Raw genomic sequence first — 26,761 nt, forward strand, 5'->3', positions numbered from 1 at the left:
CATGGCGAAAGACGGGCCGTGAACACCGGACTGAGCGGCCCGCCGGGACAGCGGCACCGGTGGGCCGCCCCGGCCAGGGCTCCGTGGAACCTCTCGGCGCCACCGAACCCGCACCCCGCCGACCGGCGCTTCTCCCAGGCTCTCCGGTTAGGCTCAAGCCCGTACGACCTTGATCGACGGAGTCGGGCGATCGGGTGAGCGGACGAGCGGGCTTGATCCGACGGGAGGCCTGGATGACGGCGCCGGGGCGCAGGAGCAGCACGTTCTCGCGACTGCTGCGGCACGGTTTCACCGATCCGAGCGCCGCCGAGCGGCTGCTGGAGAGCGAGGAACTGTCGGCCGTACGGAACGACCCGGTGCTGCTGGACGCGCTGGGGGCGACCGCCGACCCGAACCTCGCGCTGCTGGGTCTCGTACGGCTGCTGGAGGCGCAGCCGGACCGTACGGCGCGGCGGGCGGTGCTGGACACGCTGATAGCGGCGAAGCCGCTGCGGGACCGGCTGTTGGGGGTGCTCGGCGCGTCCGCCGCGCTCGGCGACCATCTGGCCCGGCACGCGCAGGACTGGCAGGCGCTCGTGACGTACGAGGCGCAGGACCTGCATCCGGGCGTCGAGGAGTTCGAGCAGGGGCTCGCGGAGGCCACCGACCCGGTCTCGCTGCGGGTCGCCTACCGCCGCTGTCTGCTCTCCATCGCCGCCCGTGACGTCTGCGGTACGACGGACCTCGCCCAGACCGCCGCCGAACTCGCCGACCTCGCCACCGCCACGCTGCGCGCCGCCCTCGCGATCGCCCGCGCCGCCGCGCCGGAGGACGCGGCGCTGTGCCGGCTCGCGGTGATCGCGATGGGCAAGTGCGGCGGTCATGAGCTCAACTACGTCTCCGACGTCGACGTCATCTTCGTGGGGGAGACGGCGGACGGGGCCGACGAGCAGAAGGCGATCCGGGCGGCCACCCGCCTCGCCTCGCACATGATGCGGATCTGCTCCGAGACGACCGTCGAGGGCAGCATCTGGCCCGTCGACGCCAACCTGCGGCCGGAGGGGCGCAACGGCCCGCTCGTCCGCACACTCAGCAGTCATCTCGCGTACTACCAACGATGGGCGAAGACCTGGGAGTTCCAGGCGCTGCTGAAGGCCCGGCCGGTCGCGGGGGACCTCGAACTGGGCGAGGAGTACGTCGCCGCGCTCGAACCGCTGGTCTGGAAGGCGGCCGAGCGGGACAACTTCGTCGCCGACGTGCAGCGCATGCGCCGCCGGGTCGTCGAGACCATCCCGGCCGCCGAGGTCGACCGTCAACTCAAGCTCGGTCCCGGCGGGTTGCGGGACGTCGAGTTCGCCGTGCAGATGCTGCAGCTCGTACACGGGCGCGGCGACACCTCGCTGCGCAGCGGAACCACGCTCGACGCGCTGGGCGCGCTCGCCGCCGGCGGGTACGTGGGACGGGCGGACGCGGCCCAGTTCGACGCCGCGTACCGCTTCCTGCGGTCCATGGAACACCGCATCCAGCTCTACCGCCTGCGCCGCACCCACCTCGTCCCCGAGGACGACAACGACCTGCGGCGCATCGGCCGTTCGCTCGGCCTGCGCACCGATCCGGTCGCCGAGCTGAACCGCGAGTGGCGACGCCACGCGGCCGTCGTACGCCGACTGCACGAGAAGCTCTTCTACCGTCCGCTCCTCGACGCCGTCGCCCAACTCGCCCCCGGCGAGACCAGGCTGAGCGCCGACGCGGCCAGCGAACGCCTGGTCGCCCTCGGCTACGCCGACCCGGCCGCCGCCCTCCGCCACCTGGAGGCCCTGGCCTCCGGCGTCTCCCGCAAGGCCGCCATCCAACGCACGCTGCTGCCGGTCCTGCTGGGCTGGTTCGCGGACTCGGCCAACCCGGACGCCGGGCTCCTCAACTTCCGCAAGGTCTCGGACGCCCTCGGCAGAACCCCCTGGTATCTGCGGCTGTTGCGCGACGAGGGGGCCGCCGCGGAGAACCTGGCACGCGTGCTCTCCGCCGGCCGCCTCGCCCCCGACCTCCTCATGCGCGCCCCCGAGGCCGTCTCCCTCCTCGGCGACGGGGACGGCGTAGCCGGTGGCGTCGGCGGGCTCGAACCCCGCGTACGCGCCCATCTGGAACAGGAGATCCTCTCCGCCGTCGGCCGCGCAGACGGCGCCCAACAGGCCGTCACGGCCGTGCGTGGCGTCCGCCGCCGGGAACTCTTCCGTACGGCCGCCATGGACATCGTGGGTTCCTACGGCACCGAGGCGTCCCCGGCCTCCCCCATTCTCGACTTCGCTCGAACGGGGGGACCCCCATCCGACCAGGGCGCCCTCGTCGACCTCGTCGGCGGCGCGGTCTCCGACCTCACGGCCGCGACCCTCGCGGGCACCCTCCGTGCCGTGGTCCGCGACCGCTGGGGCGACACCCTCCCCACCCTCTTCGCCGTCATCGGCATGGGCCGCTTCGGCGGCCACGAACTGGGCTACGGCTCCGACGCCGACGTCCTGTTCGTCCACGAGCCGAGGGAGGGTGTCGACGAGCAGGAGGCGGCCCGCGCCGCGAACGCGGTCGTCGCCGAGATGCGGCGCCTGCTCCAGCTCCCGAGCGCCGACCCGCCCCTCCTCATCGACGCGGACCTCCGCCCCGAGGGCAAGTCGGGTCCTGTGGCGAGGACGTTGAAGTCGTACGAGGCCTACTACCGCCGCTGGTCGCTGGGTTGGGAGTCGCAGGCGCTGCTGCGCGCCGAACCCGTCGCAGGCGACGAGGAGTTGGGCCGCCGCTTCATCGAGCTCATCGATCCACTGCGTTACCCGGCGGACGGACTCGGTGACGACGCCGTACGCGAGATCCGGCGCCTGAAGGCTCGTATGGAGTCGGAGCGGATGCCGCGCGGCGCCGACCCGACCCTCCACACCAAACTCGGCCGCGGCGGCCTGTCCGACGTCGAATGGACCGTCCAGCTCTTCCAACTCCGGCACGGCCACGGCGTGTCGGGCCTGCGCACGACCCGCACCCGCGCGGCCCTGGCCGCGGCTCACGCGGCCGACCTGGTGAGCGCCGAGGACGCGGCCATACTGGACGAGGCCTGGGTGCTGGCCACCCGCGTACGCAACGCCGTGATGCTCGTACGGGGCCGGGCAGGCGACACGTTCCCGTCCGACGGTCGCGAACTCGCCGCCGTGGGCCGGTACTTGGGGTACGGCCCCGGGCACGTCGGCGACATGCTCGACGACTATCGCCGGATCACACGGCGGGCCCGGGGCGTGGTGGACGAGTTGTTCTACGGGGGGTGACGCCTCGGCGGGAGGGTCGCACCGGCTTCACGACCGCACCACCGGCCGATCGGCCACCGGAGCGGCGGCCGGACGGGGCCGTACCGGGGTCCGGCCCGCCGACCCCCCGCGCTGCCGGGTCAGCGCCACCCCCGCCAGCACCACGACCATTCCCACGATCACCCGGGGCCCCACCCGCTCGTCGAGGAACAGCGCCCCCAGCGCGACCGACACGACCGGCAGCAGATAGCCGACCGTCGCCGCGCTCGTCGCGCCCTCGTCCTCGATCAGACGGTAGTTGAGGTAGAAGGTCACCCCGGTGCCGAAGATCCCCAGGACGGTGACCGCGACAAGGGCGGTCGCATCCACCCCGGCTGTGCCCGGGTTCCCGGCGGGCAGCGCGAGCGCCGTCCACCCCGTCGCCGTGAGGAGCTGCGCGGCGGAGACCGCGAGGGGCGCGCCGCGGCCCGTCAGATGGCGGCCCATGTACGCGAAGGCCACCGCGTAGCTGACGGCCGCCCCGAGCAGGGCGAGCGCGCCGCCGGTCATCAGCCCCGTCCGCTGCCAGGGCGCGAAGATCAGCAGGACTCCGGCGAAGCCGAGGAGCAGGCCGGTGAGGCGGGCGGGGGAGAGGGGGCGGTCGGTGCCGAGGAGGAGGCCGAGGAGCAGGGCCCACAGCGGTGTGGTCGCGTTGAGGACGCCCGCCGTGCCCGAGTCGACGGTCTGCTCGCCGATGCTGAAGAGCGCGAACGGCAGGGCGTTGCAGAAGAAGGCCGCCACCAGCAGATGGCCCCAGACCCGCCGGTCGCGCGGCAGCCGCTGACGTGCGGCGAGGGCCGGCGCCAGCAGCACCCCGGCACCCAGCGCGCACCGCGTGACCGTGATCTGGAGCGGGGACAGACCGTGGTTGAGGGCGAGCTTGATCCAGAGGAAGCCGGAGCCCCAGAGCAGGGCGAGCACGGCCATACGGAGTGTGGACGCGAGAGGCATGGGAGGCATGGGCTCAACGATCGGGCGCCTTGACCCATAAGGACAAGCGAAAGATGGTGCACATACCTTTAAGCTGAGCTACATGCTCGATGTGCGGCGTATGCAGGTGCTCAGGACCGTGGTGACCAGCGGCTCGGTGACGGCCGCCGCGACCTCCCTCGGCTACACCCCCTCGGCGGTCAGCCAGCAGATCGCCGCGCTGGAGAAGGAGGCCGGGACCGCGCTGCTGGAGCGGGTCGGGCGCGGGGTGCGGCCCACGCAGGCCGGGCTGCTGCTCACCGAGTACGCCGGCACGATCGGCCGCCAGGTCGCCGAGGCGGAGACCGCGCTGGCCGATCTGCGGGCGGGGCGCACGGGACACCTCGCCGTGCGCTACTTCGCCACGGTGGGTGCCTCCCTGGTGGCCCCCGCCGTCGCCCGGCTGCGCGCCGAGCACCCCGGCGTTCAGGTCGAGCTGAAGCTCATCGACCCCGACGACCCGCTCCCGGCCGTCAGGGAAGGCCGGGCCGACCTCGCGCTCGTCGTACTGCCGCGCGGGTCCGCCCCCGAGGGCGTACGGCTGCTGCACCTGCTCGACGACACCTACTTCGCCGTCCTGCCCACCGCGCACCCCCTCGCCGACCGGCCCGCCCTCGAACTGTCCGACCTCGCCGACGAGCCGTGGGTCGGCAGCGAGTCGCCGGGGCCCTGCCTGGACGCCGAGCTGGACGCGTGTGCCGCGGCCGGATTCAGGCCCCGGTTCGTCGTCGAGAGCGAGGACTACGCGACCGCGCAGGGCTTCGTCGCCGCCGGACTGGGCGTCGGCCTCATCCCCCGGCTCGGCCTCGGCAGCCCCCACCCGGACGTCGTCGTACGCCGCCTCGCCGACCCGGAACCCCAGCGCTCCATCCACGTGGCCGTACGCGAGACGGCTCCGCCGCAGCCCGCCCTGAGAACCTTCGTACGGGCGCTGCGGGACGCCGTCAGGGCCTCGGGCCCGCGACAGGCGGCACCCGCCCCCGGCACTACGCCTTGACCGGCTCCAGCTCCGGCTCCACGGCCCTCCCCGCCACCTGGCGCGGCAGCGCGTACGGCAACGCCCCGTACCAGACCCGGGCCACCGTGAACCCGAAGGCGAGGCAGATCATGCCGCCCACCGCGTCCAGCCAGAAGTGGTTGGCGGTGGCGACGATCACGACCAGCGTCAGCGTCGGGTAGAGGAGGCCCAGCACACGCACCCACGGCACCGACGCCAGCGCGAAGATCGTCAACCCGCACCACAGGGACCAGCCGATGTGCATCGACGGCATCGCCGCGTACTGGTTCGACATGTTCTTCAGGTCGCCGGAGGCCATCGAGCCCCAGGTCTGGTGCACGACGACCGTGTCGATGAAGCTCTCGTTGGCCATCAGGCGGGGTGGGGCCAGCGGGTAGAAGAAGTAGCCGACCAGTGCCACCGCGGTGGTGGCGAAGAGCACCAGACGTGTCGCCGCGTAGCGACCCGGATGACTACGGTAGATCCACACAAGGACACCGAGCGTGACGATGAAGTGCAGGGTCGCGTAGTAGTAGTTCATGCCGACGATCAGCCATGTCACCGAGTTCACGGAGTGGTTGATCGTCTCCTCGACCGCGATCCCGAGGTGGTGTTCCACCTTCCAGATCCAGTCGGCGTTGCTCAGCGCCTGCGTCTTCTGCTCGGGGACCGCGTTGCGGATCAGGGAGTACGTCCAGTAACTCACCGCGATCAGCAGGATCTCGAACCAGAGACGAGGGCGACGCGGAGCCCTCAGCCGGTGCAGAGACCCCTGCCCCGGCGTGCCCGTGACGGACCGCGGGGCGGCCTGCTCCCGGCCTTCCTCCAGCGTCGTCACGGTTGAGTCACCCATGGGCACAGAGTCTGCCAGAAAAGCCGCACCTCACCGATCATCCTCTGGTCGGGTTCATCACGCACGTCCGTCGGGGTAGGGCGGACGGGCATCTCCTCCGCACGTATCGCATCGCTCCCCGCTTTCTCCGTCTTAGGTACGACTCCGGTCCCCAGGAGCCGAAGCAGTCGACCCCCGCACCACCAGTTCCGGCATGAACACGAACTCACTGTGGGGCGCCGGCGTCCCGCCGATCTCCTCCAGCAACGTACGCACCGCGGCCTGCCCCATCGCCGGGACCGGCTTGCGGACCGTCGTCAGTGGGGGATCGGTGAACGCGATCAGGGGGGAGTCGTCGAAACCGACGACCGAGACGTCCTGCGGCACCTGAAGGCCCCGCTGCCGGGCCGCCCGGATCGCGCCCAGCGCCATCATGTCGCTCGCGCACACCACCGCCGTGCACTTCCGGTCGATGAGCGCCAGGGCCGCCGCCTGGCCGCCCTCCAGGGTGTAAAGGGAGTGCTGGACGAACTCGGACTCGACCGTCGCGGCCGCCAGGCCCAGCTGGTCCTGCATCGTCCGGACGAAACCCTCGATCTTGCGCTGGACCGGGACGAAGCGCTTGGGGCCCAGGGCCAGACCTATCCGAGTGTGCCCGAGGGACACCAGATGCGTCACCGCGAGGGACATCGCCGCCCGGTCGTCCGGCGAGATGAAGGGCGCCTGCACCTTCGGCGAGAAACCGTCCACGAGGACGAACGGCACACCCTGGGCGCGCAGCTGCTCGTATCGCTGCATGTCGGCCGAGGTGTCGGCGTGCAGACCGGAGACGAAGATGATGCCGGCGACACCGCGGTCGACGAGCATCTCGGTCAGCTCGTCCTCCGTCGAACCGCCGGGGGTCTGGGTGGCGAGGACCGGGGTGTAGCCCTGCCGGGTCAGAGCCTGGCCGATGACCTGGGCCAGGGCCGGGAATATGGGGTTCTCCAGCTCCGGGGTTATGAGGCCCACCAGGCCCGCGCTGCGCTGACGCAGCCGTACGGGCCGCTCGTAGCCCAGGACGTCGAGGGCGGCCAGAACGGACTGGCGAGTGGTGGCGGCGACGCCCGGCTTCCCGTTCAGGACGCGGCTGACAGTCGCCTCGCTGACCCCCGCCTGGGCTGCGATGTCGGCAAGCCGTGTGGTCACAGCACTGGACTGTACCGGCCGGGCCTGCGCTTGCCCACCGGCTCGGCGCCGGGTGCGGGCGGGGGCGCGGCCCGGGGTGCGGCCCGCTGCGGGCTGCTGCGTCATCGCGGTCCCTCGTGATTCTGGTCGGTGTCCGTGGGGGCGCCCCTGCGCGGAAGGGGTGGTTTCCGCAATCCGCAATGCGCAAGACGCTGACAGAGTGATGATTGCCGTACGCGCGCGTCGTGGCAAGGACTTGCAGAGTCTTTCATGGCCGCCTCCAAGCTCGCTGAGCGGCCTGGATACTGGGTTCCGGGGTGGTCGGACATGGGTCGCGGCGGGGTAACCATCGCCGGTTCTTGCACTTTTTTGCAGCAAGGTCTTTCGTCCGGCTTACATCGCTGTTACGTTCGGCCACGCCCGGCGGCGGCAACGACGCCCCGGCAGCGGGAGCGGCGGACGGGGCCCTCCCAGGGGCCCTGGCCGGCCCCAAGCACACGGGCTTTCACCCTCAAGGAGATCTCATGCGGCGTGGCATAGCGGCCACCGCGCTGGTGGCGTCGATCGCCCTCACGGCGACGGCCTGCGGCGGAAGCGACAGCGGCGACTCGGCCGACGGTCCGGTCACCATCACCTGGTGGGACACCTCCAACGCCACCAATGAGGCACCGACGTACAAGGCCTTGGTCAAGGAGTTCGAGGCCGCCAACAAGGACATCAAGGTCAAGTACGTCAACGTGCCCTTCGACCAGGCGCAGAACAAGTTCGACACCGCCGCCGGCGCCACGGGCGCCCCGGACATCCTGCGCTCCGAGGTCGGCTGGACCCCCGCCTTCGCCAAGAAGGGCTTCTTCCTGCCGCTGGACGGCACCGACGCCCTCAAGGACCAGGACAAGTTCCAGCCCAGCCTGATCAAGCAGGCCCAGTACGACGGCAAGACCTACGGCGTCCCGTTCGTCACCGACACCCTCGCACTGGTCTACAACAAGGCCCTCTTCGAGAAGGCCGGCATCACCGAGGCCCCCAGGAGCTGGGACGACCTGAAGAAGGCCGCCGCCACCATCAAGGACAAGACCGACGTCGACGGCTACTGGGGCTCCACCCAGGCCTACTACGCCCAGTCCTTCCTCTACGGCGAGGGCACCGACACCGTCGACGTCGCCGCCAAGAAGATCACCGTCGACTCCGCCGAGGCGAAGAAGGCGTACGGCACCTGGCTGGACCTCTTCGACGGCAAGGGCCTGCACAAGGCGGACACCACGGCCGACGCCTACGCCCACATCCAGGACGCCTTCGTCAACGGCAAGGTCGCCTCGATCGTCCAGGGCCCGTGGGAGATCACCAACTTCTACAAGGGCTCGGCGTTCAAGGACAAGGCCAACCTGGGCATCGCCACCGTCCCGGCCGGCTCCACCGGCAAGGCGGGCGCCCCGACCGGCGGCCACAACCTGTCCGTCTACGCCGGCTCGGACAAGGCGCACCAGGAGGCGTCGCTGAAGTTCGTCAACTTCATGACCTCGGCGAAGTCCCAGGAGACCATCGCCCTGAAGAACTCCACGCTGCCCACGCGTGACGACGCCTACACCACCGAGGTCAAGGCCGACCCGGGCATCGCCGGCTACCAGACCGTCCTCGCCGCCGCCCAGCCGCGCCCCGAGCTGCCCGAGTACAGCTCGCTGTGGGGCCCGCTCGACACCGAGCTGCTCGCCGTCGCCGGCGGCAAGGAGTCCCTCGACAAGGGCCTGGGCAACGCGGAGACCGCGATCGCCAAGCTGGTCCCCGATTTCGGCAAGTGATCCCGCGTGACCGCCGCGTTCTCCCCGGACCCTCGGGGAACGGATGCGGCGGTCACCGGCCTGTCCCCGGAGCGGCCCGGCCCAGGGCCGCCCAGCCCCTGACCTGTCAGTGATTGCCAGTGATCTTCCAGAAGGTGTCGAACGATGACAGTCGCCATCGACCGAGCGACCGGCAAGCGCCGAGGTGAACCGGGCGGGCGCCCGGGCCGGCTGACGCGTCTGAGGCAGTCGTACCAGCGGTACTGGTACGCGTACGCGATGATCGCCCCGGTGGTCGTCGTGCTCGGCGTCCTGGTGCTGTATCCGCTGGCGCGCGGTTTCTATCTCACGCTCACCAACGCCAACAGCCTCAACTCGGCGCGCACCATCGGCGTCAACCACATCAAGGCCACCTACGAGTTCATCGGCCTCGACAACTACGCCGACATCCTGTGGGGCCCGACCTCGTACGACCGTTTCTGGTCGCACTTCGTCTGGACGATCGTCTGGACGGCCCTCTGCGTCGCCCTGCACTACGTCATCGGGCTCGGCCTCGCGCTGCTGCTCGACCAGAAGCTGCGCGGCCGCACCTTCTACCGGCTGATCCTGGTCCTGCCGTGGGCCGTGCCCACCTTCGTCACCGTCTTCGGCTGGCGGTTCATGCTCGCCGACGGCGGTGTCATCAACGCCGGCCTCGAAGCGCTGCACCTGCCGGCCCCGCTGTGGCTGGAGGACACCTTCTGGCAGCGGTTCGCCGCGATCATGGTCAACACGTGGTGCGGTGTGCCGTTCATGATGGTCTCGCTGCTCGGCGGACTGCAGTCCATCGACACGTCCCTGTACGAGGCCGCGGAGATGGACGGCGCGAGTGCCTGGCAGCGCTTCCGCTACGTCACCCTGCCGGGCCTGAGGTCCGTCAGCTCCACCGTCGTACTCCTCGGCATCATCTGGACGTTCAACCAGTTCGCCGTCATCTTCCTGCTGTTCGGCGACACCGCGCCCGAAGCGCAGATCCTCGTGACCTGGGCGTACTACCTCGGCTTCGGACAACAGCCGCGTGACTTCGCGCAGTCGGCGGCCTACGGCATCCTGCTGCTGGCCATCCTGATCGTCTTCACCTCCGTCTACCGCCGCTGGCTGAACCGCGATGAGCAGCAGCTCGCGATCTGAGGCAGGAGCCCCCATGAGCACCACGACCGTCAAGACCACGGCTCCGGAAGACCGGTCGGCCGCGCGGACCACCGCGCCCCGCGGCACGCGCCGACGCGGCGAGAACAGCCTCGCCGGGGCCATCGCCTCCCACGCGATCCTCATCGTGGCGAGTCTGGCCGCGCTCTTCCCGATCGCCTGGCTGCTGTTCCTGTCCCTCGGCCCGGACAAGGACGATTACCTGCATCCCGGGCGCATCTTCGGCAAGATGACATTTGCCAACTACTCGTACGTGCTCCAGGAGACACCGTTCTTCGACTGGCTGGTCAGCACCCTCGTCGTCTCGCTCGGCACCACCGTCATCGGGGTGCTGATCGCGGCGACCACCGGCTACGCGGTCTCCCGCATGCGCTTTCCGGGCTACCGGAAGTTCATGTGGGTGCTCCTGGTCACGCAGATGTTCCCGGTAGCCGTACTGATGGTCCCGATGTACGAGATCCTGTCGGAACTGAAGCTCATCGACAGCTACCTCGGCCTCGTCCTCGTCTACTGCTCGACGGCCGTGCCGTACTGCGCCTGGCTGCTCAAGGGCTACTTCGACACGATCCCCTTCGAGATCGACGAGGCCGGACGCGTCGACGGGCTGACCCCCTTCGGCACGTTCGCACGGCTGATCCTGCCGCTCGCCAAGCCGGGCCTCGCGGTCGCCGCGTTCTACAGCTTCATCACCGCGTTCGGGGAGGTCGCGTTCGCCTCGACGTTCATGCTGTCCGACACGAAGTACACCTTCGCCGTCGGCCTGCAGAGCTTCGTCAGCGAACACGACGCCCAGCGCAACCTGATGGCCGCCACCGCCGTACTGGTCGCGATCCCCGTCTCCGCGTTCTTCTACCTCGTGCAGAAGAACCTGGTGACCGGGCTGACGGCCGGCGGCACCAAGGGCTGACCGCCGGTTGAGCCGCGACGGGCCGTAGTTTGTCCGCGGCTCTCGTCATGGCTGGTCGCGCAGTTCCCCGCGCCCCTTGAGGCGCGGGTGGCGGCCGCGGTGCCGATCCGACCCCGCTGACACCGCGGCCGCCTCTGTCACCCGTCCCGTATCTACCTCTGACCCGATGACTCCCTTACGCACCAAGGACGCCATGAGCCAGCAGCACTCCGCCGACACGGCCCCGACCTCCGCCGCCACCGTCGCCCAGCGCAGCGACTGGTGGCGCGACGCGGTGATCTACCAGGTCTATCCGCGCAGCTTCGCCGACAGCAACGGCGACGGCATGGGCGACCTGGAGGGCGTACGTTCCCGGCTCCCGTACCTGCGCGACCTCGGCATCGACGCCGTATGGCTCAGCCCCTTCTACGCCTCCCCCCAGGCCGACGCCGGCTACGACGTCGCCGACTACCGCGCGGTGGACCCGATGTTCGGGTCGTTGCTGGACGCGGACGCCCTGATCCGCGACGCCCACGACCTGGGTCTGCGCATCATCGTCGACCTGGTTCCCAACCACTCCTCCGACCAGCACGAGTGGTTCAGGCGGGCGGTCGCGGAGGGCCCGGGCTCGCCGCTGCGCGACCGCTACCACTTCCGCGAGGGCAAGGGCGCGTCCGGCGAACTCCCCCCGAACGACTGGGAGTCCATCTTCGGCGGCCCCGCCTGGACGCGGGTCACGGAGCCGGACGGCACCCCGGGCGCCTGGTACCTGCACCTGTTCGCCCCGGAACAGCCCGACTTCAACTGGGACCACCCGGCGGTCGGCGACGAGTTCCGCTCCGTCCTGCGCTTCTGGCTCGACATGGGTGTGGACGGCTTCCGCATCGACGTGGCCCACGGCCTGGTGAAAGCGGCCGGCCTCCCGGACCTCGGCGCCCACGAACAGCTGAAACTGCTGGGCAACGATGTCATGCCGTTCTTCGACCAGGACGGCGTCCACGCGATCTACCGCGAGTGGCGCCTGGTGCTGGACGAGTACGCGGGGGAGCGCATCTTCGTGGCGGAGGCGTGGACCCCGACGGTCGAACGCACCGCGAACTACGTCCGCCCGGACGAACTCCACCAGGCCTTCAACTTCCAGTACCTGGGCACGTACTGGGACGCGGCGGAGCTGAAGGTCGTCATCGACCGCACGCTGGACGCGATGCGCCCGGTCAACGCCCCAGCCACCTGGGTCCTGTCGAACCACGACGTGACCCGCCACGCGACCCGCTTCGCGAACGGACCGGGCCTGGGCACACAGATCCGCCTGGCGGGCGACCGCGGACTGGGCCTGCGCCGCGCCCGCGCGGCCTCCCTTCTGATGCTGGCGCTCCCGGGCTCGGCCTACGTCTACCAGGGCGAGGAACTGGGCCTCCCCGACGTCGTCGACCTCCCGGACGAGGTCCGCCAGGACCCGGCGTACTTCCGGGGCGCCGGCCAGGACGGCTTCCGCGACGGCTGCCGCGTCCCGATCCCGTGGACCCGGTCCGGCTCGTCGTACGGCTTCGGCGGGGGCGGCTCCTGGCTGCCGCAGCCCGCCGAGTGGGGCGACCTGAGCATCGAGGCCCAGACGGGCGCCGCGGGCTCGACCCTGGAGCTGTACCGCACCGCCCTGTCCGTCCGCCGCGAGGAGCCCGGTCTCGGCGCGGGCGACTCGGTCGAGTGGCTGAAGGCGCCCGCAGGTGTCCTGGCCTTCCGCCGGGGGGACTTCGTGTGCGTCGCGAACACGACGGGCGAGACGGTCACGATCCCCGCGTACGGCCGCGTCCTGCTCGCCAGCGGCGAGCTGACCACAGCCGAGGACGAGACGAAGCTGCCGGGGGACACAACGGTCTGGTGGACGACCGTCTGACCGGGCAATCGAGGGGCTCGCCACCCGGTTCGGGTGGCGAGCCTCCCGCGTTCCGTGGGCCTGGGTCCGGGGCGTGGTGGCCACGCCCCGGCTGATCCCGCCGTGAACCCAGCGGGCCTAGCCGCTCAGCCCCAGCTCACCCGCCCGCACCCCCGCCTGGAACCGTGACCCCGCGTCGAACGTGTCGAGCAGTTCGGCGACCCGGCGGCGGTAGGTTCGTACGGACATGCCGAGTTGTCGGGCGGCGGTCTCGTCGGTGGCTCCCGAGCCCAGTGCGCGCAGGACCTTCCGGCTCTCGGCGTCGAGGCGGGGTTGTCCGCCGCGGAGGAAGGCCTTGAGGTCGGTGGCCGTTTCCCAGGCGGCTTCGAAGAGGGCGTACACGCCGCCCACCAGGGTGGGGGCGGTGGTGAGGGTGTACTCGCGGCCGCCGGCGGAGTGCGAGCCGGCCAGGATCGCGAAGCGGCGGTCGACGATGATCGTCTCGTGGGGGAGGGCGGTGGCGGCGATCCGCACCAGGGCGCCCCGGTCGGCGAGTTCGCTCAGGTGCGCACGGCTGTGTTCGTCGGCCAGCGCGGCCGGGCTGAGCAGCTTGCGGACCCGGTGAGAGCCGCTGCCTCGTAGCCGGGCACGGGCGGTCCGGCGGGCTTCGGGGCGGGGCCAGGTGTCGAGGTCGCGGGCGGCACAGACGAACTCCTCCTGGACGGAGGAGAACAGCCGCTCGGTACGGGTGAGGAGCTCCAGGTCACCGCGGATCGTCACGATCTCTGCCACGTCGCCATTCTGCCCGATGGCAGCAACCTGCCAGCGGTTCGCGGACCGAACAGCCTCTCGCTGAGGCTGAGTTCATGAACAAAGACGACTGCTTCCGCCTCGGTGGCGACCTTCCGCTCAACCGCGTCGGCTTCGGGGCCATGCGCCTGCCCACGAACACCTTCCACGGCCCGGCTCGCGATCCCCGGACCGGTCGTGCCGTCCTGCGCCGTGCGGTCGAACTGGGCGTCAACCACATCGACACCGCCGCCTTCTACACCAGCGGCGACGGCACCGTCCGTGCCAACGCCTTGATCCGCGAGGCCCTCCAGCCCTACCCGGCCGACCTGGTCATCGCCACGAAGGTCGGCCCGGCCCGTACCCCCGAGGGCGGCCTCGCCGCGACCACCGACCCCGCGGACCTGCGTCCGCTGGTCGAGGAGAACCTCGAAACCCTCGGCGTGGACCGCCTCGACCTGGTCTATCTGCGCATCGGGGGCGTAGGGCTGCCACCCCACGGCGAGTCCGTCGCCGAACGCTTCGAGGTCCTGGCCGCGATGCGCGAGGAGGGGGTGATCCGTCATCTCGGTCTCAGCAACGTCGGCGTCGGCCACCTCGCCGAGGCCCGCGCGATCGCGCCCGTCGCGGCGATCCAGAACCACTTCCACGCCGACAAGCGCGACGACACCGATCTCCTGACCGCCTGCGAGGAGGCCGGCATCGCCTACGTGCCGTTCTTCCCGCTCGGCGGCGGCCTCACCGACCTCACCGGCGACCGCATCACCGAGGTCGCGGAACGACACGGCGCCACGGTCCCGCAGATCGCCCTGGCCTGGCTGCTCGCCGCCTCTCCCGTCACGCTGGCCATCCCCGGCACCGGCTCCCTCGACCACCTGGAGGAGAACACCGCCGCCGCCTCGATCACCCTCACCCGAGAGGATCTCGCGGACCTCTCCTGACGCCACCCGGTCCCCAACGCCCCACCCTGTGAAGAGATTTCGGGGGCGTGAAGAAGGTGTGTCCGGAGGGTTGACCGTGCGACAAGCGGACTCGTACCTTCCTGTCGGCTGAAAGTTTTCAGCCATCTTGCAGCAAGAAACGGCAACCGATTGTGCGTGGGCCGCCCTTCGGCCCCCGGCCCCTCCCCTTCGGATCCCTTCAATGGAGAAGGACCCCACACATGACCAGCAGAACCCTCTCCGGTGCGCTCGCTCTCGCGGCGGGCGCGTCGATCGCGCTCGCGGTGCCCGCGGGAAGCGCGTACGCGTCGCCCCCCGGGACCAAGGACGTCACCGCCGTCCTGTTCGAGTGGAGCTTCGCCTCCGTCGCCAAGGAGTGCGCCAACACCCTCGGGCCGAACGGGTACGGATACGTCCAGGTCTCGCCGCCCGCCGAGCACATACAGGGCTCGCAGTGGTGGACGTCGTACCAGCCGGTCAGCTACCGGATCGCCGGGCGGCTCGGTGACGCCACCGCCTTCCGGAACATGGTCGACACCTGCCACGCGGCCGGCGTCAAGGTCGTCGTCGACACCGTCGTCAACCACATGTCCGCGGGGAGCGGCACCGGCACCGGGGGGTCGTCGTACACGAAGTACGACTACCCCGGCCTCTACTCCTCCTTCGACTTCGACGACTGCACCTCCACCGTCAGCGACTACACCAACCGCGCCAACGTCCAGAACTGCGAGCTCGTCACCCTCGCCGACCTGGACACCGGTGAGGAGTACGTCCGGTCGGCCGTCGCCGGGTACATGAACAGCCTGCTCGGGTACGGCGTCGACGGCTTCCGGATCGACGCCGCCAAGCACATCCCCGCCGCCGACCTCGCCAACATCAAGTCGCGGCTGAGCAACACGTCCGTGTACTGGAAGCAGGAGGCCATCCACGGGGCCGGGGAGGCCGTCCAGCCGAGCGAGTACACGGGCAACGGGGACGTACAGGAGTTCCGGTACGCCTTCGACCTCAAGCGGGTCTTCAACAACGAGAACCTCGCCTACCTCAAGAACTACGGCGAGGGCTGGGGGTACATGAGCGGCTCGGTCGCCGGGGTCTTCGTCGACAACCACGACACCGAGCGCAACGGCTCCACCCTCAGCTACAAGGACGGCGCCACCTACACGATGGCCAACGTCTTCATGCTGGCGTACCCGTACGGCGCGCCCGACATCAACTCCGGCTACGAGTTCTCCTCCACCGACGCCGGGCCGCCCAACGGCGGTACGGTCAACGCCTGTTGGCAGGACGGCTGGAAGTGCCAGCACGCCTGGCCGGAGATCATGCGCATGGTCGCCTTCCGCAACGCCACCCGCGGTGAGGCCGTCACGAACTGGTGGGACAACGGGGGCGACGCGATCGCCTTCGGGCGCGGCAGCAAGGGCTTCGTGGCCGTCAATCACGAGTCGAGCAGCCTCGGCCGCACGTACCAGACCTCCCTCGCGGCCGGGACGTACTGCGACGTGCAGAGCAACACGACGGTGACCGTCAACGGCTCGGGCCGGTTCACCGCCACCCTCGGCGCCAACACCGCCCTCGCGATCTACGCCGGCAAGTCCACCTGCTGAGGGGCTCCACCCGCCGGCCGCGACAAGCGCGCCCGAAAGTTTCCCTGAAAGCTCTTTCCGTTACTTTCAAGCCTCTTGCTGAAAAGCTTTCGGCGGCGATACGGTCGCGCGGGGTCGGACCCACCAGAGCCGTCATCGCAAGGAGTCCATCTGTGATACCGAGATGGCCGACGCCGTCGAGGCGCCGTACCACCCACGCCGGACGGGCCGCGGCGGTCGGCGCGGTCACCGTGACCGCGCTGACCGCAGCGCTCGTCCAGCCCCTCGTGGCCGGGGCCGCGACCGCGCCCGCACCTCCGTCCGACGCGAAGCTGGCGAAGACCGCCGCCCGTCACGACCTCACCCGCGAACAGTTCTACTTCGTCCTGCCGGATCGTTTCGCCAATGGTGACAGGGCGAACGACAAGGGCGGCCTGACCGGCTCGCGCCTCGCGACCGGCTACGACCCCACCGACAAGGGCTTCTATCAGGGCGGTGACCTCAAGGGACTGACCAAGCGGCTCGACTACATCAAGGGCCTGGGCACGACCTCCCTCTGGATGGCGCCCATCTTCAGGAACCAGCCCGTCCAGGGCACCGGGGAGAACGCCTCCGCCGGCTACCACGGGTACTGGATCACCGACTTCACCCAGGTCGACCCACACTTCGGCACCAACAAGGACCTGGAGACCCTGATCTCCAAGGCCCACGCCAAGGGCATGAAGGTCTTCTTCGACGTCATCACCAACCACACCGCAGACGTCGTCGACTACGAGGAGAAGTCCTACGACTACCTCTCCAAGGGCGCCTTCCCGTATCTGACGAAGGACGGCGAGCCCTTCGACGACGCCGACCACGCGGACGGGAGCGAGAAGTTCCCGAAGGTCGACCGGGACTCCTTCCCCCGGACCCCCGTCGCCCCCGCCGCCAAGAAGAACGCCAAGGTCCCCTCCTGGCTCAACGACCCGACCATGTACCACAACCGTGGTGACTCCACCTGGGCCGGCGAGTCCGCCACCTACGGCGACTTCGTCGGGCTGGACGACCTGTGGACCGAGCGGCCCGAGGTCGTCACCGGCATGGAGAAGATCTACGAGAAGTGGGTGCGGGACTTCGACATCGACGGCTTCCGGATCGACACCGTGAAGCACGTCAACACGGAGTTCTGGACCCAGTGGGCCACCGCGCTCGACGCGTACGCCGCGAAGAAGGGCCGCGACGACTTCTTCATGTTCGGCGAGGTCTACTCCGCCGACACCTCCGTGACCTCCCCGTACGTCACGCAGGGCCGCCTCGACTCCACGCTCGACTTCCCCTTCCAGGACGCGGCACGGGCGTACGCCTCCCAGGGCGGCAGCGCGCAGCGGCTCGCCTCGGTCTTCGGGGACGACTACAAGTACACGACCGACAAGGCCAACGCGTACGAGCAGGTCACCTTCCTCGGCAACCACGACATGGGCCGCATCGGGACCTTCCTCAAACAGGACGACGCGGGGGCGAGCGACGCCCAGCTGATCAAGAAGGCCGAGCTCGCCGACGAGCTGATGTTCCTCAGTCGCGGCAACCCCGTCATCTACTACGGCGACGAACAGGGCTTCACCGGCGCGGGCGGCGACAAGGACGCCCGCCAGACGCTGTTCGCCTCCAAGGTCGCCGACTACCTGGACGACGACCAGCTCGGCACGGACCGGACGCACGCCTCCGACGCGTACGACACGAGAGCACCGCTCTACCAGCGGATCAGTGCTCTCGCCAAGCTCCGCAAGACCAACCCGGCTCTCGCCGACGGCGTCCAGACCGAGCGCTACGCGGCCGACGGGGCGGGCGTCTACGCCTTCTCCCGCACCGATGCCAAGACCAGCACCGAGTACGTCGTCGCCTTCAACAACGCGGGCGAGGCCAAGAACGCCACCTTCGCGACCGGCTCCGCCCGCATGGTCTTCAAGGGCCTCTACGGGACCGACGCCAACGTGACGAGCGGCGCCGACAAGAAGGTCACCGTCACCGTCCCGGCCGGGTCCGCGATCGTCCTCAAGGCCGCAGGCCCGCTCGCGAAGCCCGCCACCGAGCCGTCCCTCACGCTCACCGGCCCGGCCACCGGCGCCACGGGCACGGTCGAAATCGGCGCCGACGTCGACGGCGGACAGCTCAACCGAGTCGTCTTCGCCGCCCAGGTCGGCAACGGCAGGTGGAAGACGCTGGGCTCCGCCGACCACGCCCCCTACAAGGTCACCCAGACCATCGGGGAGGAGGTTCCGCCGGGAACGGTCCTGCGGTACAAGGCAGTGGTGATCGATCGAACCGGACGCACGGCGAGCGCCACCGCGACCTCCACCACCGGCACCCCGCCCGCCCCCGAGACCCCCACCGCCTCCTCGCGCGACTACGCGGTCGTCCACTACAAGCGCGCCGACGGCGACTACACCGACTGGCGGCTGTACGCCTGGGGTGACATCGCCGACGGGGAGGGGACGACCTGGCCGGACGGCCATGACTTCATCGGGCGGGACGCGTACGGCGCCTTCGCCTACGTCAAGCTCAAGCCCGGGGCCTCGAACGTCAGTTACCTCGTCATCGACAAGGACGGCAACAAGGACGTCTCCGCCGACCGTTCGATCGACGTCACGAAGACGGGTGAGATCTGGGTCGAGCAGGGCAAGGAGTCCGTACTGACGGAGAAGCCCACGGCCGACTACCCGGAGCAGGACAAGACCAAGGCCGTCCTCCACCACCACCGTGCCGACGGGAACTACGACGGCTGGGGCCTGCACGTCTGGTCCGGCGCCGCGAACCCCACGGACTGGTCGAAGCCCCTGGAGCCGGTGCGGACCGACGCCTACGGCGCCGTCTTCGAGGTGCCGCTCACCGAGGGGGCCACCAGCCTCAGCTACATCCTCCACAAGGGCGACGAGAAGGACCTCCCCACCGATCAGGCACTCGACCTCAAGGCCGACGGCCACGAGGTCTGGCTCCTCAACGGCCAGGAGAAGTACCTGCTCCCGCAGCCGGCGGGCAGCGCGGCCACCCTCGACCTGGCCACCTCCAAGGCGGTCTGGATCGACCGGAACACCGTCGCCTGGAACGGCGACGACACCGCCGCCTCCACCCAACTGCTGTACTCCCGCACCGGCTCCATCGCCGCGAAGGACTCCGCGCTGACCAGCACCGACGAGCGGTGGCTCCGCCTGACCAAGTCGGCCCTCACCGACGCCCAGAAGGCCAGGTTCCCGCACCTGAAGTCGTACACCGCCTGGACCGTCGACCCGCGCGACCGCGACCGGGTCCGCGAGGCCCTGCGTGGCCAGCTCGTCGCCTCCCAGCGCGCGGCGACCGGGGCCGTACTCACGGCGACGGGCGTACAGATCGCCGGCGTACTCGACGACCTGTACGGAGCGGCGGCGGACGCGGACCTCGGCCCGACCTTCCGTGACGGCCGCCCCACGCTCGCCGTCTGGGCGCCCACCGCCCGGAAGGTCTCGCTCGACCTCGACGGCAGGACGCTCCCCATGAAGCGGAACGACACCACAGGCGTCTGGTCCGTCACCGGTGAGAAGTCCTGGAAGAACAAGCCCTACCGGTACGTCGTGAAGGTGTGGGCCCCGAGCGTCGCCGAGGTCGTCACCAACAAGGTCACCGACCCGTACTCCGTCGCCCTGACCGCCGACTCCGAGCGCAGCCTCGTAGTCGACCTCGGCGACAAGTCCCTCGCCCCGGCCGGCTGGTCGTCGTACACCAAGCCCAAGGCCGTACCGCTCAAGGACGCGCAGATCCAGGAGCTGCACGTCCGGGACTTCTCCATCGACGACAAGACCGTGCCCGTGAAGGACAAGGGCACCTACCTCGCCTTCACCGACCGGGGGAGCGACGGCTCGAAGCATCTGCGGAAACTGGCGAAGGCCGGGACGTCGTACGTGCATCTCCTCCCCGTCGCCGACATCGCCACCATCCCCGAGAGGAAGGCCGACCGGGCGACCGCCGACTGCGACCTCGGCTCGTACGCCGCCGACTCCGACCAGCAGCAGGAGTGCGTGGCGAAGGCCGCGGCGAAGGACGGGTTCAACTGGGGCTACGACCCCTACCACTACACCGTCCCGGAGGGTTCGTACGCGACCGACCCGGACGGTACGCGGCGTACGTTCGAGTTCCGGAAGATGGTGAAGGCGCTCAACGGCGACGGCCTCGGGGTCGTGCTGGACGTGGTCTACAACCACACCCCGGCGAGCGGCCAGGCCGACAAGAGCGTCCTCGACAAGGTGGTCCCCGGCTACTACCACCGGCTCCTCGCCGACGGTTCGGTCGCCACCTCCACCTGCTGCGCCAACACCGCGCCCGAGAACACCATGATGGGCAAGCTCGTCGTCGACTCGATCGTCACCTGGGCCAAGGAGTACAAGGTCGACGGGTTCCGCTTCGACCTGATGGGCCACCACCCGAAGGCCAACATCCTGGCGGTCAGGAAGGCACTCGACGCGCTGACGCCCAAGAAGGACGGCGTCGACGGGAAGAAGATCATCCTGTACGGGGAGGGCTGGAACTTCGGCGAGGTCGCCGACGACGCGCGCTTCCCCCAGGCCACGCAGAAGAACATGGCCGGGACGGGCATCGCGACCTTCTCCGACCGGGCCCGTGACGCGGTGCGCGGCGGCGGACCCTTCGACGAGGACCCGGGCGTCCAGGGCTTCGCGTCCGGTCTCTACACCGAGCCCAACTCCTCGGACGGCAACGGCACTCCGGCCGAGCAGAAGGCACGGCTGCTGCACTACCAGGACCTCATCAAGGTCGGGCTGAGCGGCAACCTCGCGAACTACCGGTTCACCGACACCGACGGCAAGGAGGTCAAGGGCTCCGAGGTCGACTACAACGGGGCCGCCGCCGGATACGCGGCCGTCCCCGGCGACGCCCTCGCCTACGTCGACGCGCACGACAACGAGTCCCTGTTCGACGCGCTGGCCTTCAAGCTGCCCAGGTCGACGAGCGCGGCCGACCGGGCCCGTATGCAGGTCCTGGCCATGGCGACCGCCGCCCTCTCGCAGGGCCCGGCGCTCTCCCAGGCCGGCACCGACCTGCTGCGATCCAAGTCGCTCGACCGGAACTCGTACGACAGCGGCGACTGGTTCAACGCGATCCACTGGGACTGCCGGGACGGCAACGGCTTCGGGCGCGGGCTGCCCCTCGCGGCCGACAACCAGTCCAAGTGGCCCTACGCCAAACCCCTGTTGACCTCCGTCGAGGTCGGCTGCGCACAGATCGAGGGAGCCTCGGCGGCATACCGGGACCTGCTGAGGATCCGTACGACGGAGGACGTGTTCTCCCTCGACACGGCAGGCCAGGTGCAGTCGAAACTGTCGTTCCCGCTGTCGGGGAAGGACGAGACACCGGGCGTGATCACCATGGAACTCGGCGACCTCGTCGTCGTCTTCAACGCCACCCCCGAGAAGCGGAAGCAGACCGTGGACGACCTGGCCGGGACGGGATACGCCCTGCACCACGTACAGGCGGCGGGTGCGGACTCTACCGTCCGGACCTCGTCGTACGAAGCGGAATCGGGGACGTTCGTCGTTCCGGGGCGGACCGTGGCGGTATTCGCACGATCCGACCGGTAGGCCGCTAGCTTGGGTGGTGCGGGCGGAGAGGGGACGGCCCGCACCACCCCGAGCTTCAGCGACGACGAGAGCCTCATGAGCCTGATGGCCGACGAAGCAGGCACCACGGTGCTGGTGGTCGACGACGCGGTCGCCGGCCGGTACGCGATGGGCGCGGTCCTGCGCCGGGCCGGGCACAGCGTCGTCCCCGTCGCCAGCGCCGGTGAGGCGCTCGCCGAACTCGACCTGCGGCTCCGCTCGGGAGCCCTGCCCGACGTGGCCCTCGTCGACGTCGGCCTCCCGGACATGAGCGGCTTCGAACTCTGCCGCCGGCTCAAGGCGCGGCCCCCGATGGCCGCCCTGCCCGTCGTCCACTTCTCCGCCGCGGCCGTCGCCCCCAGCGACCGCTGCCGGGGACTGGACGCGGGCGGCGAGGCCTATCTGACGGTCCCCGCCGAACCGGAGGAGATCCAGGCGGTCGTCCGCGCGGCCGTGCGCGGCGCCCGTATGCGCAACGGCGCCGAGGCCCTCGTGCGACGGCTCACCCTGCTGTCCGAGACCATCGTCGACGTCCAGGCCGCCCGCACCCTGGAAGAGCTCGCCGGAGCCGCCGCCGAAGGGGCGGCCCGGCTCACCCGGTCACCCGCCGCGGTGTTCGTGCTCGGCGAGGACGGCCACCTCTACAGCGGCACCTCCCGGGCCCGAGCCCGCACCACCCTCCCCGACACCGGCGCGCACGACGCCGTGGCCCGGCTCATCCGCCGCGTCACCGACGGCGACCCCGGACCGCACGACACCGTCGTCCCCGCACCCCTGTGGCCCCCGGGCTTCTTCCGGCCCGGCATCACCGAGGACGCCCGGCTGGTCCTGGCCCGCACCGAGAGCGGCACGCCCGTCTGCGTCGCCACACCCGTGCGCGGCCCCCGCGGCACCGCAGCCGACGCCACGGGTCTGGTCGCCCGTCTCGCCCAGGCCACCGCCCTGGCCGCGCAGCCCCTCCTCATGTACCAGGTCGAGCGCCATGTCGCGCTCACCCTCCAGCACAGCTTCCTGCCGAAGCGGGTGCCCGAGTTCCCCGGCCTCGAAGTGGTCGTCCGCTACGTCCCCGCCTCCCGGCAGACCGAGATCGGCGGCGACTTCTACGCGGCCCTGTCCACCCCCGGCGGCCTCCTCACCGCCGTCGGTGACGTCGTCGGGCACTCGCTGGACGCGGCCACCGTGATGGTCGAGATCCGGCACGCACTGCGCGCCTACTGCGTGGAGCAGTCCGACCCCGCGGCACTCGCCCGGCGGCTCGACCGGATGCTCCAGCACTACCACCCCGACGTCACCGCCACGGTCTGTCTCGCCCTCGTCGAGCCGGACAGCGGGCGCGTACGGATCGCCAACGCGGGCCACATCCCGCCGCTGATCGTCCGGGACTCGGGAGAGGCCGAGTACGTGAAGGCCGCCGGACCGCTCCTCGGGCTCGGCCTCGACCGGCCCGCCCCCACACAGACGGTGCTGGGGCCGGCGGACCGGCTGCTCATGGTCACCGACGGGCTCGTCGAGACCCGGGGCATCGATCTCTCGCTCTCCCTGGAACAGTTGCGGGCCGCCGCGGCGGACGCCCCGGCCGGGACGGTCGCGCTGTGCGACACGTTGCTGCACTGTTTCGGGCGGGACCGGGAGGACGACATCGCCATGCTGGCGTTGCGGCTGCGGTTAGGGTGACCTCATGCCGCAGATCACTGTTGACTACTCCGCCGTTCTCTCCGAGGGCTTCGACCGGCCCGCGTTCGCCAAGGCCCTGCACGAGGAGGTCGTACGGACCGCCGCCGCGAAGCCGGAGGCGTGCAAGACGCGGTTCCGGGCCACCGAGGACACGGTGGTCGGACCCGACACGGACGGCCACGCGATCGTGCACGTCGCGCTCGGGCTGCTCGCCGGGCGGACCGACGAGACCAAGGTGACGCTCACCGAGAACGTGCTGGAACTGCTTCGGGAGCACGTGAAGCTCTCGGCGGGGCTGGCGTTTCACGCGTCGGCGGAGGTCCGGGACCTTGATCCCTCATACCGGAAGTTCGAGATCTAGGCGCGTCCCAAAGCCACCAGGCGCCCGGCCAGATCGCTGAACGGGCCGTCCTGCGGCTCGTCGGCGAGGATTGCGCGGAGCAGGGCCGCCATCTCCTCGTCCTGGGCCGCGCTCACCGCCGCCAGGGCCGCGAAGTCGTGGACGAGCTGGACTTCCAGCTCCTCCCTCGGGATGCGGCGGCCGTCCAGCCAGATCAGGGCCGTGGACTCGGCCAGGGAGATCCAGGAGCGGATGACGAGTTCGAGACGGGCGGGCGCGGCGTCGACGTCGAGGTGCGACAGGATCTGGACATAGGCGACCTGGCGTACACCGTCGATGAGGGCGTTCGTGCGGGGCGAGCCGACGGCCGGGCCGCCGCGCATCAGGGCGGAGAAACCGGGGCCGTGCTCGTCGACGAAGGCGAAGAAGCGGTGCGTGACGCGGAGCAGCCGCGCGCCGAGCGGGCCCTCACGGGGCTCGACGAAACGGTTCGCGAGATCGTCGGAGGCATGCGCCAAAGCGGCCTCGTACAGGCTGAGTTTGCCCGGGAAGTAGTGGTAGACGAGCGGGCGTGAGATGCCCGCCGCCGACGCTATCTCGTCGATGGAGACCTCGTCGGGCGAGCGTCGGCTGAACAGTTCGAGGGCCACCCCGATCAACTGCTGCCGCCGCTCCTCCACACCCATCCTGCGGCGCGCACCGGTTCGCATACGAACACCTTACCGATTGATTCCAGCCTGCCATGGACTGGATGGCGTTGCGGTGTTCGCTCCGCGAGCGGTCACTGGGCCGACTGAAGTCCACTGATCTTGCGGCCGTTCGCCAGCGTGCCCGTCAACTCGGCCCGCGCGCCCTCCTCGGCCGGTACGGCGAGGAGGTTGCCCCGGGCCGAACCGCTCACCCCGCCGCTCAGTGCGACGGAGACGGTGCCCTTGCTGCCGGCGGCGAGCAGGTACGAGTCGCCGGCCGCGGACTTCCAGGGGCCGGCGGCCAGGACGTGCGGGTCGGCCGGGCCACAGGCGGGGACCTCGTCGGCGGCGGCCGTGACGTACGCGCCGGCCGGGGTGTTGAACTGCGTCAGTGCCCGGGTTCCCGCGCCCCGCCACGTCTCGGTACGGGTGCACACCCAGTCGGCCCGGCCGCTGCCGTCGGGCAGCGGCTGGCGGGCGAACTGCCAGGCGTTCACGGTCCGCACACCCTGCGACCGCACGGCGGCCAGGGAGCAGGCGAACGGCGCCCAGAGGGCCGGCGCGGCGGACGCGTCACGACCCGGCGCGGCGGCCGACGGGCGGCCGACCGTGAGGTGCGCGGGGGCCACCTCCAACAGGTCGGTAAGCAGCCGGGTACCGCCCGTCGCATCGGTCAGCTGCAGGACGTCCCACGAACGGCACTCCCCGGTGCGCATCGCGGGGGCGGCGAACGGGGCCGTCGTCCCGTCCTTCGTCAGCGCGAGCTTCCGCACCGGGACGTCCGGCTTCGCCAGATCCCGTACGGCCGCCCCGCGCACCCAGGGCGCCGTCAGATAGCGGACGTTGCCGTCGGCCCGGCCCAGCACGAGGGCGCTCGCGCCGGCGCCGGTCGCCCCGTCGACCCGGGTCAGGTCGAGGGCGGCCACGCCCGGGTCGTCGAGGGGCTCGGCGTACCGGGCGATGCGCAGGCCGTCGTGGAGCAGGACGACCCGGAGGTTGTCGACCTTGCCCGCGTACAGTAGTTGCGGCGGCCCCGGCGTGGGCCCGGCCTGGGTACCGAGGGTGACCGCGACCTGCACGGACTCGCCGGGGCGGGCCCAGACCGCGAGGGCCCGCCGCAGCAGGGCCTTGTCCTTGACGAGATCGCCGCGCGCGGGCCAGGTGGTGAAGTCGCTGCGCCCCGTCGCCTGCCACGCCGTGGCCGTCGCCGTGGTCAACCGCCCCGGATCGAGGGCCGCCTGGGCCGCCGGGTTCCGCGCGTACGAGGGTGCCGCCGCGCCGTCGGGCCCCCAGGCATCCCCGGGCAGTCCGAGGAGCGCCCCGCACACGACCACGGCGGCCGTGGCGGCCAGCGCGGCCTTCATGTGCTGGCGGCGCCGCATCAGATCGGTGGGGCGGGCGTGCAGTGAACAGGGGTCGTACTCGGGGGAGGTGAGCAGCGCGTACTGCTGCGCCGGCACGGAGCCGGCCTCCTTCAGCGCCGCGGCCGGATCGTCGACGCCGGCCTCTTCGAGGAGCGTCATGATCGCCGGGTCGGGGAGCTTCTCCAGACCGCGCAGGACGTAGGCCGCGCGGGCCGGGGAGGTGAGCGCCGACAGCCGTTGGTCCAGGGCCAGTTCGTCGGCGCCGCCCGAACGGGGGAAGAGCCGCAGGCCCCACACCTGCGGGAGCGGCGGCGGCAGTTGGGACCGCTTCGGCCACGCCCTGCGCCGCAGCGGCAGGCCCGCTTCCAGGGCGGTGCGGACGACTCGCAGCCGGACAAGGACGTACCCGGGGTTGCGCTCCCGGCCCGCCACCGCCCCCGTCGACTGCGCCGGGATGAGCGTCGTCGGCCTACGGCCTCGGGGCAGCGCCCGCTGCGTCAGCGCGTGTGCCGTCAGCACACGGCGGTTCCGGCCCAGGCTCGGCGGCAACGTCAGATAGGCGAGCCGGACCAGGCGCGGATAGTGCTCGACGAGCGCGGCCTCCGCCTGCTCGACGTCCACGACCGACTCCTGGGCGCGGGAAGATGCGGGGGGCGGGGCGACATCCTGTGACTGCACGTTCAGCAAAACGAGCGAATCGTCAGATGGTCACCTGAGCGCTCCGCCGGGTTGGGCGGGGCGCCTATGGGGTGCGTGTACGTCGGCGGGTGTCGG

General features: G+C 70.7%; 17 protein-coding genes. 11 read left to right on the forward strand and 6 right to left on the reverse strand.

The genetic code is table 11. From position 1 onward, the window contains the following. Positions 1–233: 233 nt before the first annotated feature. The gene (locus OG622_RS35980; RefSeq protein ID WP_371580798.1) at positions 234–3,281 is read left to right on the forward strand and encodes a bifunctional [glutamine synthetase] adenylyltransferase/[glutamine synthetase]-adenylyl-L-tyrosine phosphorylase; all 3,048 of its coding nucleotides are present in this window, start codon (positions 234–236) and stop codon (positions 3,279–3,281) included. 27 nt (positions 3,282–3,308) lie between these two features. Here the strand turns inward: OG622_RS35980 and OG622_RS35985 are convergent, their stop codons facing one another. Next, positions 3,309–4,250: a DMT family transporter gene (locus tag OG622_RS35985; protein ID WP_371584329.1), complete on the reverse strand. Its 942-nt coding sequence runs from the start codon at positions 4,248–4,250 to the stop codon at positions 3,309–3,311. A gap of 82 nt (positions 4,251–4,332) precedes the next feature. Here OG622_RS35985 and OG622_RS35990 point away from each other — a divergent pair, with 82 nt between their 5' ends. Next, the gene (locus tag OG622_RS35990) at positions 4,333–5,265 is read left to right on the forward strand and encodes a LysR family transcriptional regulator (protein ID WP_371580799.1); all 933 of its coding nucleotides are present in this window, start codon (positions 4,333–4,335) and stop codon (positions 5,263–5,265) included. Here OG622_RS35990 and OG622_RS35995 read toward each other — a convergent pair. Both OG622_RS35995 and OG622_RS36000 read right to left on the reverse strand, forming a co-directional pair. Then, positions 5,255–6,118, reverse strand: a complete 864-nt coding sequence (locus OG622_RS35995; protein ID WP_371580800.1) for a phosphatase PAP2 family protein — start codon at positions 6,116–6,118, stop codon at positions 5,255–5,257. The genes OG622_RS35990 and OG622_RS35995 overlap by 11 nt on opposite strands. A gap of 132 nt (positions 6,119–6,250) precedes the next feature. Next, positions 6,251–7,285 carry a LacI family DNA-binding transcriptional regulator gene (locus OG622_RS36000; RefSeq protein WP_371580801.1) on the reverse strand — a complete coding sequence of 345 codons (1,035 nt, stop codon included), beginning with the start codon at positions 7,283–7,285 and terminating at the stop codon, positions 6,251–6,253. A gap of 503 nt (positions 7,286–7,788) precedes the next feature. Between OG622_RS36000 and OG622_RS36005 the strand changes: the two genes are divergently transcribed. The 4 genes from OG622_RS36005 (at position 7,789) to OG622_RS36020 (ending at position 13,007) form a co-directional block, all read left to right on the forward strand. Beyond that, complete coding sequence (locus tag OG622_RS36005; protein ID WP_371580802.1) at positions 7,789–9,060, forward strand: extracellular solute-binding protein; 1,272 nt, start codon at positions 7,789–7,791, stop codon at positions 9,058–9,060. A gap of 144 nt (positions 9,061–9,204) precedes the next feature. Further along, on the forward strand, positions 9,205–10,209 hold the full coding sequence (locus tag OG622_RS36010; protein ID WP_371580803.1) for a carbohydrate ABC transporter permease: 1,005 nt from the start codon (positions 9,205–9,207) through the stop codon (positions 10,207–10,209). Between the two features lie 13 nt (positions 10,210–10,222). After that, positions 10,223–11,134, forward strand: coding sequence for a sugar ABC transporter permease (locus tag OG622_RS36015; RefSeq protein ID WP_371580804.1), 912 nt, complete (start codon positions 10,223–10,225; stop codon positions 11,132–11,134). 193 nt (positions 11,135–11,327) lie between these two features. Then, entirely contained in the window at positions 11,328–13,007 is a 1,680-nt protein-coding gene (locus tag OG622_RS36020; protein ID WP_371580805.1) for a glycoside hydrolase family 13 protein, read from the forward strand. 117 nt (positions 13,008–13,124) lie between these two features. On the opposite strand, the gene OG622_RS36025 is transcribed toward OG622_RS36020, so the two are convergent. Beyond that, complete coding sequence (locus tag OG622_RS36025) at positions 13,125–13,778, reverse strand: DNA-binding response regulator (RefSeq protein WP_371580806.1); 654 nt, start codon at positions 13,776–13,778, stop codon at positions 13,125–13,127. Between the two features lie 74 nt (positions 13,779–13,852). Here OG622_RS36025 and OG622_RS36030 point away from each other — a divergent pair, with 74 nt between their 5' ends. From OG622_RS36030 to OG622_RS36050, 5 genes are all read left to right on the forward strand, one after another. Then, positions 13,853–14,716 carry an oxidoreductase gene (locus OG622_RS36030; RefSeq protein ID WP_371580807.1) on the forward strand — a complete coding sequence of 288 codons (864 nt, stop codon included), beginning with the start codon at positions 13,853–13,855 and terminating at the stop codon, positions 14,714–14,716. A 221-nt stretch (positions 14,717–14,937) separates the two neighbouring features. Next, entirely contained in the window at positions 14,938–16,320 is a 1,383-nt protein-coding gene (locus tag OG622_RS36035; RefSeq protein ID WP_371580808.1) for an alpha-amylase family protein, read from the forward strand. Positions 16,321–16,472: 152 nt separating this feature from the next. Continuing rightward, complete coding sequence (pulA, locus tag OG622_RS36040) at positions 16,473–21,902, forward strand: pullulanase-type alpha-1,6-glucosidase (protein ID WP_371580809.1); 5,430 nt, start codon at positions 16,473–16,475, stop codon at positions 21,900–21,902. An 84-nt stretch (positions 21,903–21,986) separates the two neighbouring features. After that, the gene (locus OG622_RS36045) at positions 21,987–23,594 is read left to right on the forward strand and encodes a SpoIIE family protein phosphatase (protein ID WP_371584330.1); all 1,608 of its coding nucleotides are present in this window, start codon (positions 21,987–21,989) and stop codon (positions 23,592–23,594) included. Between the two features lie 4 nt (positions 23,595–23,598). Beyond that, positions 23,599–23,955, forward strand: a complete 357-nt coding sequence (locus OG622_RS36050; RefSeq protein ID WP_371580810.1) for a 5-carboxymethyl-2-hydroxymuconate Delta-isomerase — start codon at positions 23,599–23,601, stop codon at positions 23,953–23,955. Here the strand turns inward: OG622_RS36050 and OG622_RS36055 are convergent. Together OG622_RS36055 and OG622_RS36060 are read right to left on the reverse strand one after the other, a co-directional pair. Then, entirely contained in the window at positions 23,952–24,644 is a 693-nt protein-coding gene (locus OG622_RS36055) for a TetR/AcrR family transcriptional regulator (RefSeq protein ID WP_371580811.1), read from the reverse strand. The two genes, OG622_RS36050 and OG622_RS36055, sit on opposite strands and share 4 nt — an antisense overlap. Positions 24,645–24,715: 71 nt before the next feature. Further along, complete coding sequence (locus OG622_RS36060) at positions 24,716–26,665, reverse strand: hypothetical protein (protein ID WP_371580812.1); 1,950 nt, start codon at positions 26,663–26,665, stop codon at positions 24,716–24,718. Between the last annotated feature and the right edge of the window lie 96 nt (positions 26,666–26,761).

The organism is Streptomyces sp. NBC_01314 (assembly GCF_041435215.1).
Lineage (GTDB): Bacteria > Actinomycetota > Actinomycetes > Streptomycetales > Streptomycetaceae > Streptomyces.

Coding starts and splice junctions, on each gene's coding strand:
- OG622_RS36035 (WP_371580808.1), top strand. CDS start 14,938: ATGACCAGCAGAACCCTCTCCGGTGCGCTCGCTCTCGCGGCGGGCGCG.
- OG622_RS35985 (WP_371584329.1), bottom strand. CDS start 4,250: ATGCCTCTCGCGTCCACACTCCGTATGGCCGTGCTCGCCCTGCTCTGG.
- OG622_RS35980 (WP_371580798.1), top strand. CDS start 234: ATGACGGCGCCGGGGCGCAGGAGCAGCACGTTCTCGCGACTGCTGCGG.
- OG622_RS35990 (WP_371580799.1), top strand. CDS start 4,333: ATGCTCGATGTGCGGCGTATGCAGGTGCTCAGGACCGTGGTGACCAGC.
- OG622_RS36015 (WP_371580804.1), top strand. CDS start 10,223: ATGAGCACCACGACCGTCAAGACCACGGCTCCGGAAGACCGGTCGGCC.
- OG622_RS36020 (WP_371580805.1), top strand. CDS start 11,328: ATGAGCCAGCAGCACTCCGCCGACACGGCCCCGACCTCCGCCGCCACC.
- OG622_RS36055 (WP_371580811.1), bottom strand. CDS start 24,644: ATGCGAACCGGTGCGCGCCGCAGGATGGGTGTGGAGGAGCGGCGGCAG.
- OG622_RS35995 (WP_371580800.1), bottom strand. CDS start 6,118: ATGGGTGACTCAACCGTGACGACGCTGGAGGAAGGCCGGGAGCAGGCC.
- OG622_RS36045 (WP_371584330.1), top strand. CDS start 21,987: ATGGCCGACGAAGCAGGCACCACGGTGCTGGTGGTCGACGACGCGGTC.
- OG622_RS36050 (WP_371580810.1), top strand. CDS start 23,599: ATGCCGCAGATCACTGTTGACTACTCCGCCGTTCTCTCCGAGGGCTTC.
- OG622_RS36030 (WP_371580807.1), top strand. CDS start 13,853: ATGAACAAAGACGACTGCTTCCGCCTCGGTGGCGACCTTCCGCTCAAC.
- OG622_RS36005 (WP_371580802.1), top strand. CDS start 7,789: ATGCGGCGTGGCATAGCGGCCACCGCGCTGGTGGCGTCGATCGCCCTC.
- OG622_RS36010 (WP_371580803.1), top strand. CDS start 9,205: ATGACAGTCGCCATCGACCGAGCGACCGGCAAGCGCCGAGGTGAACCG.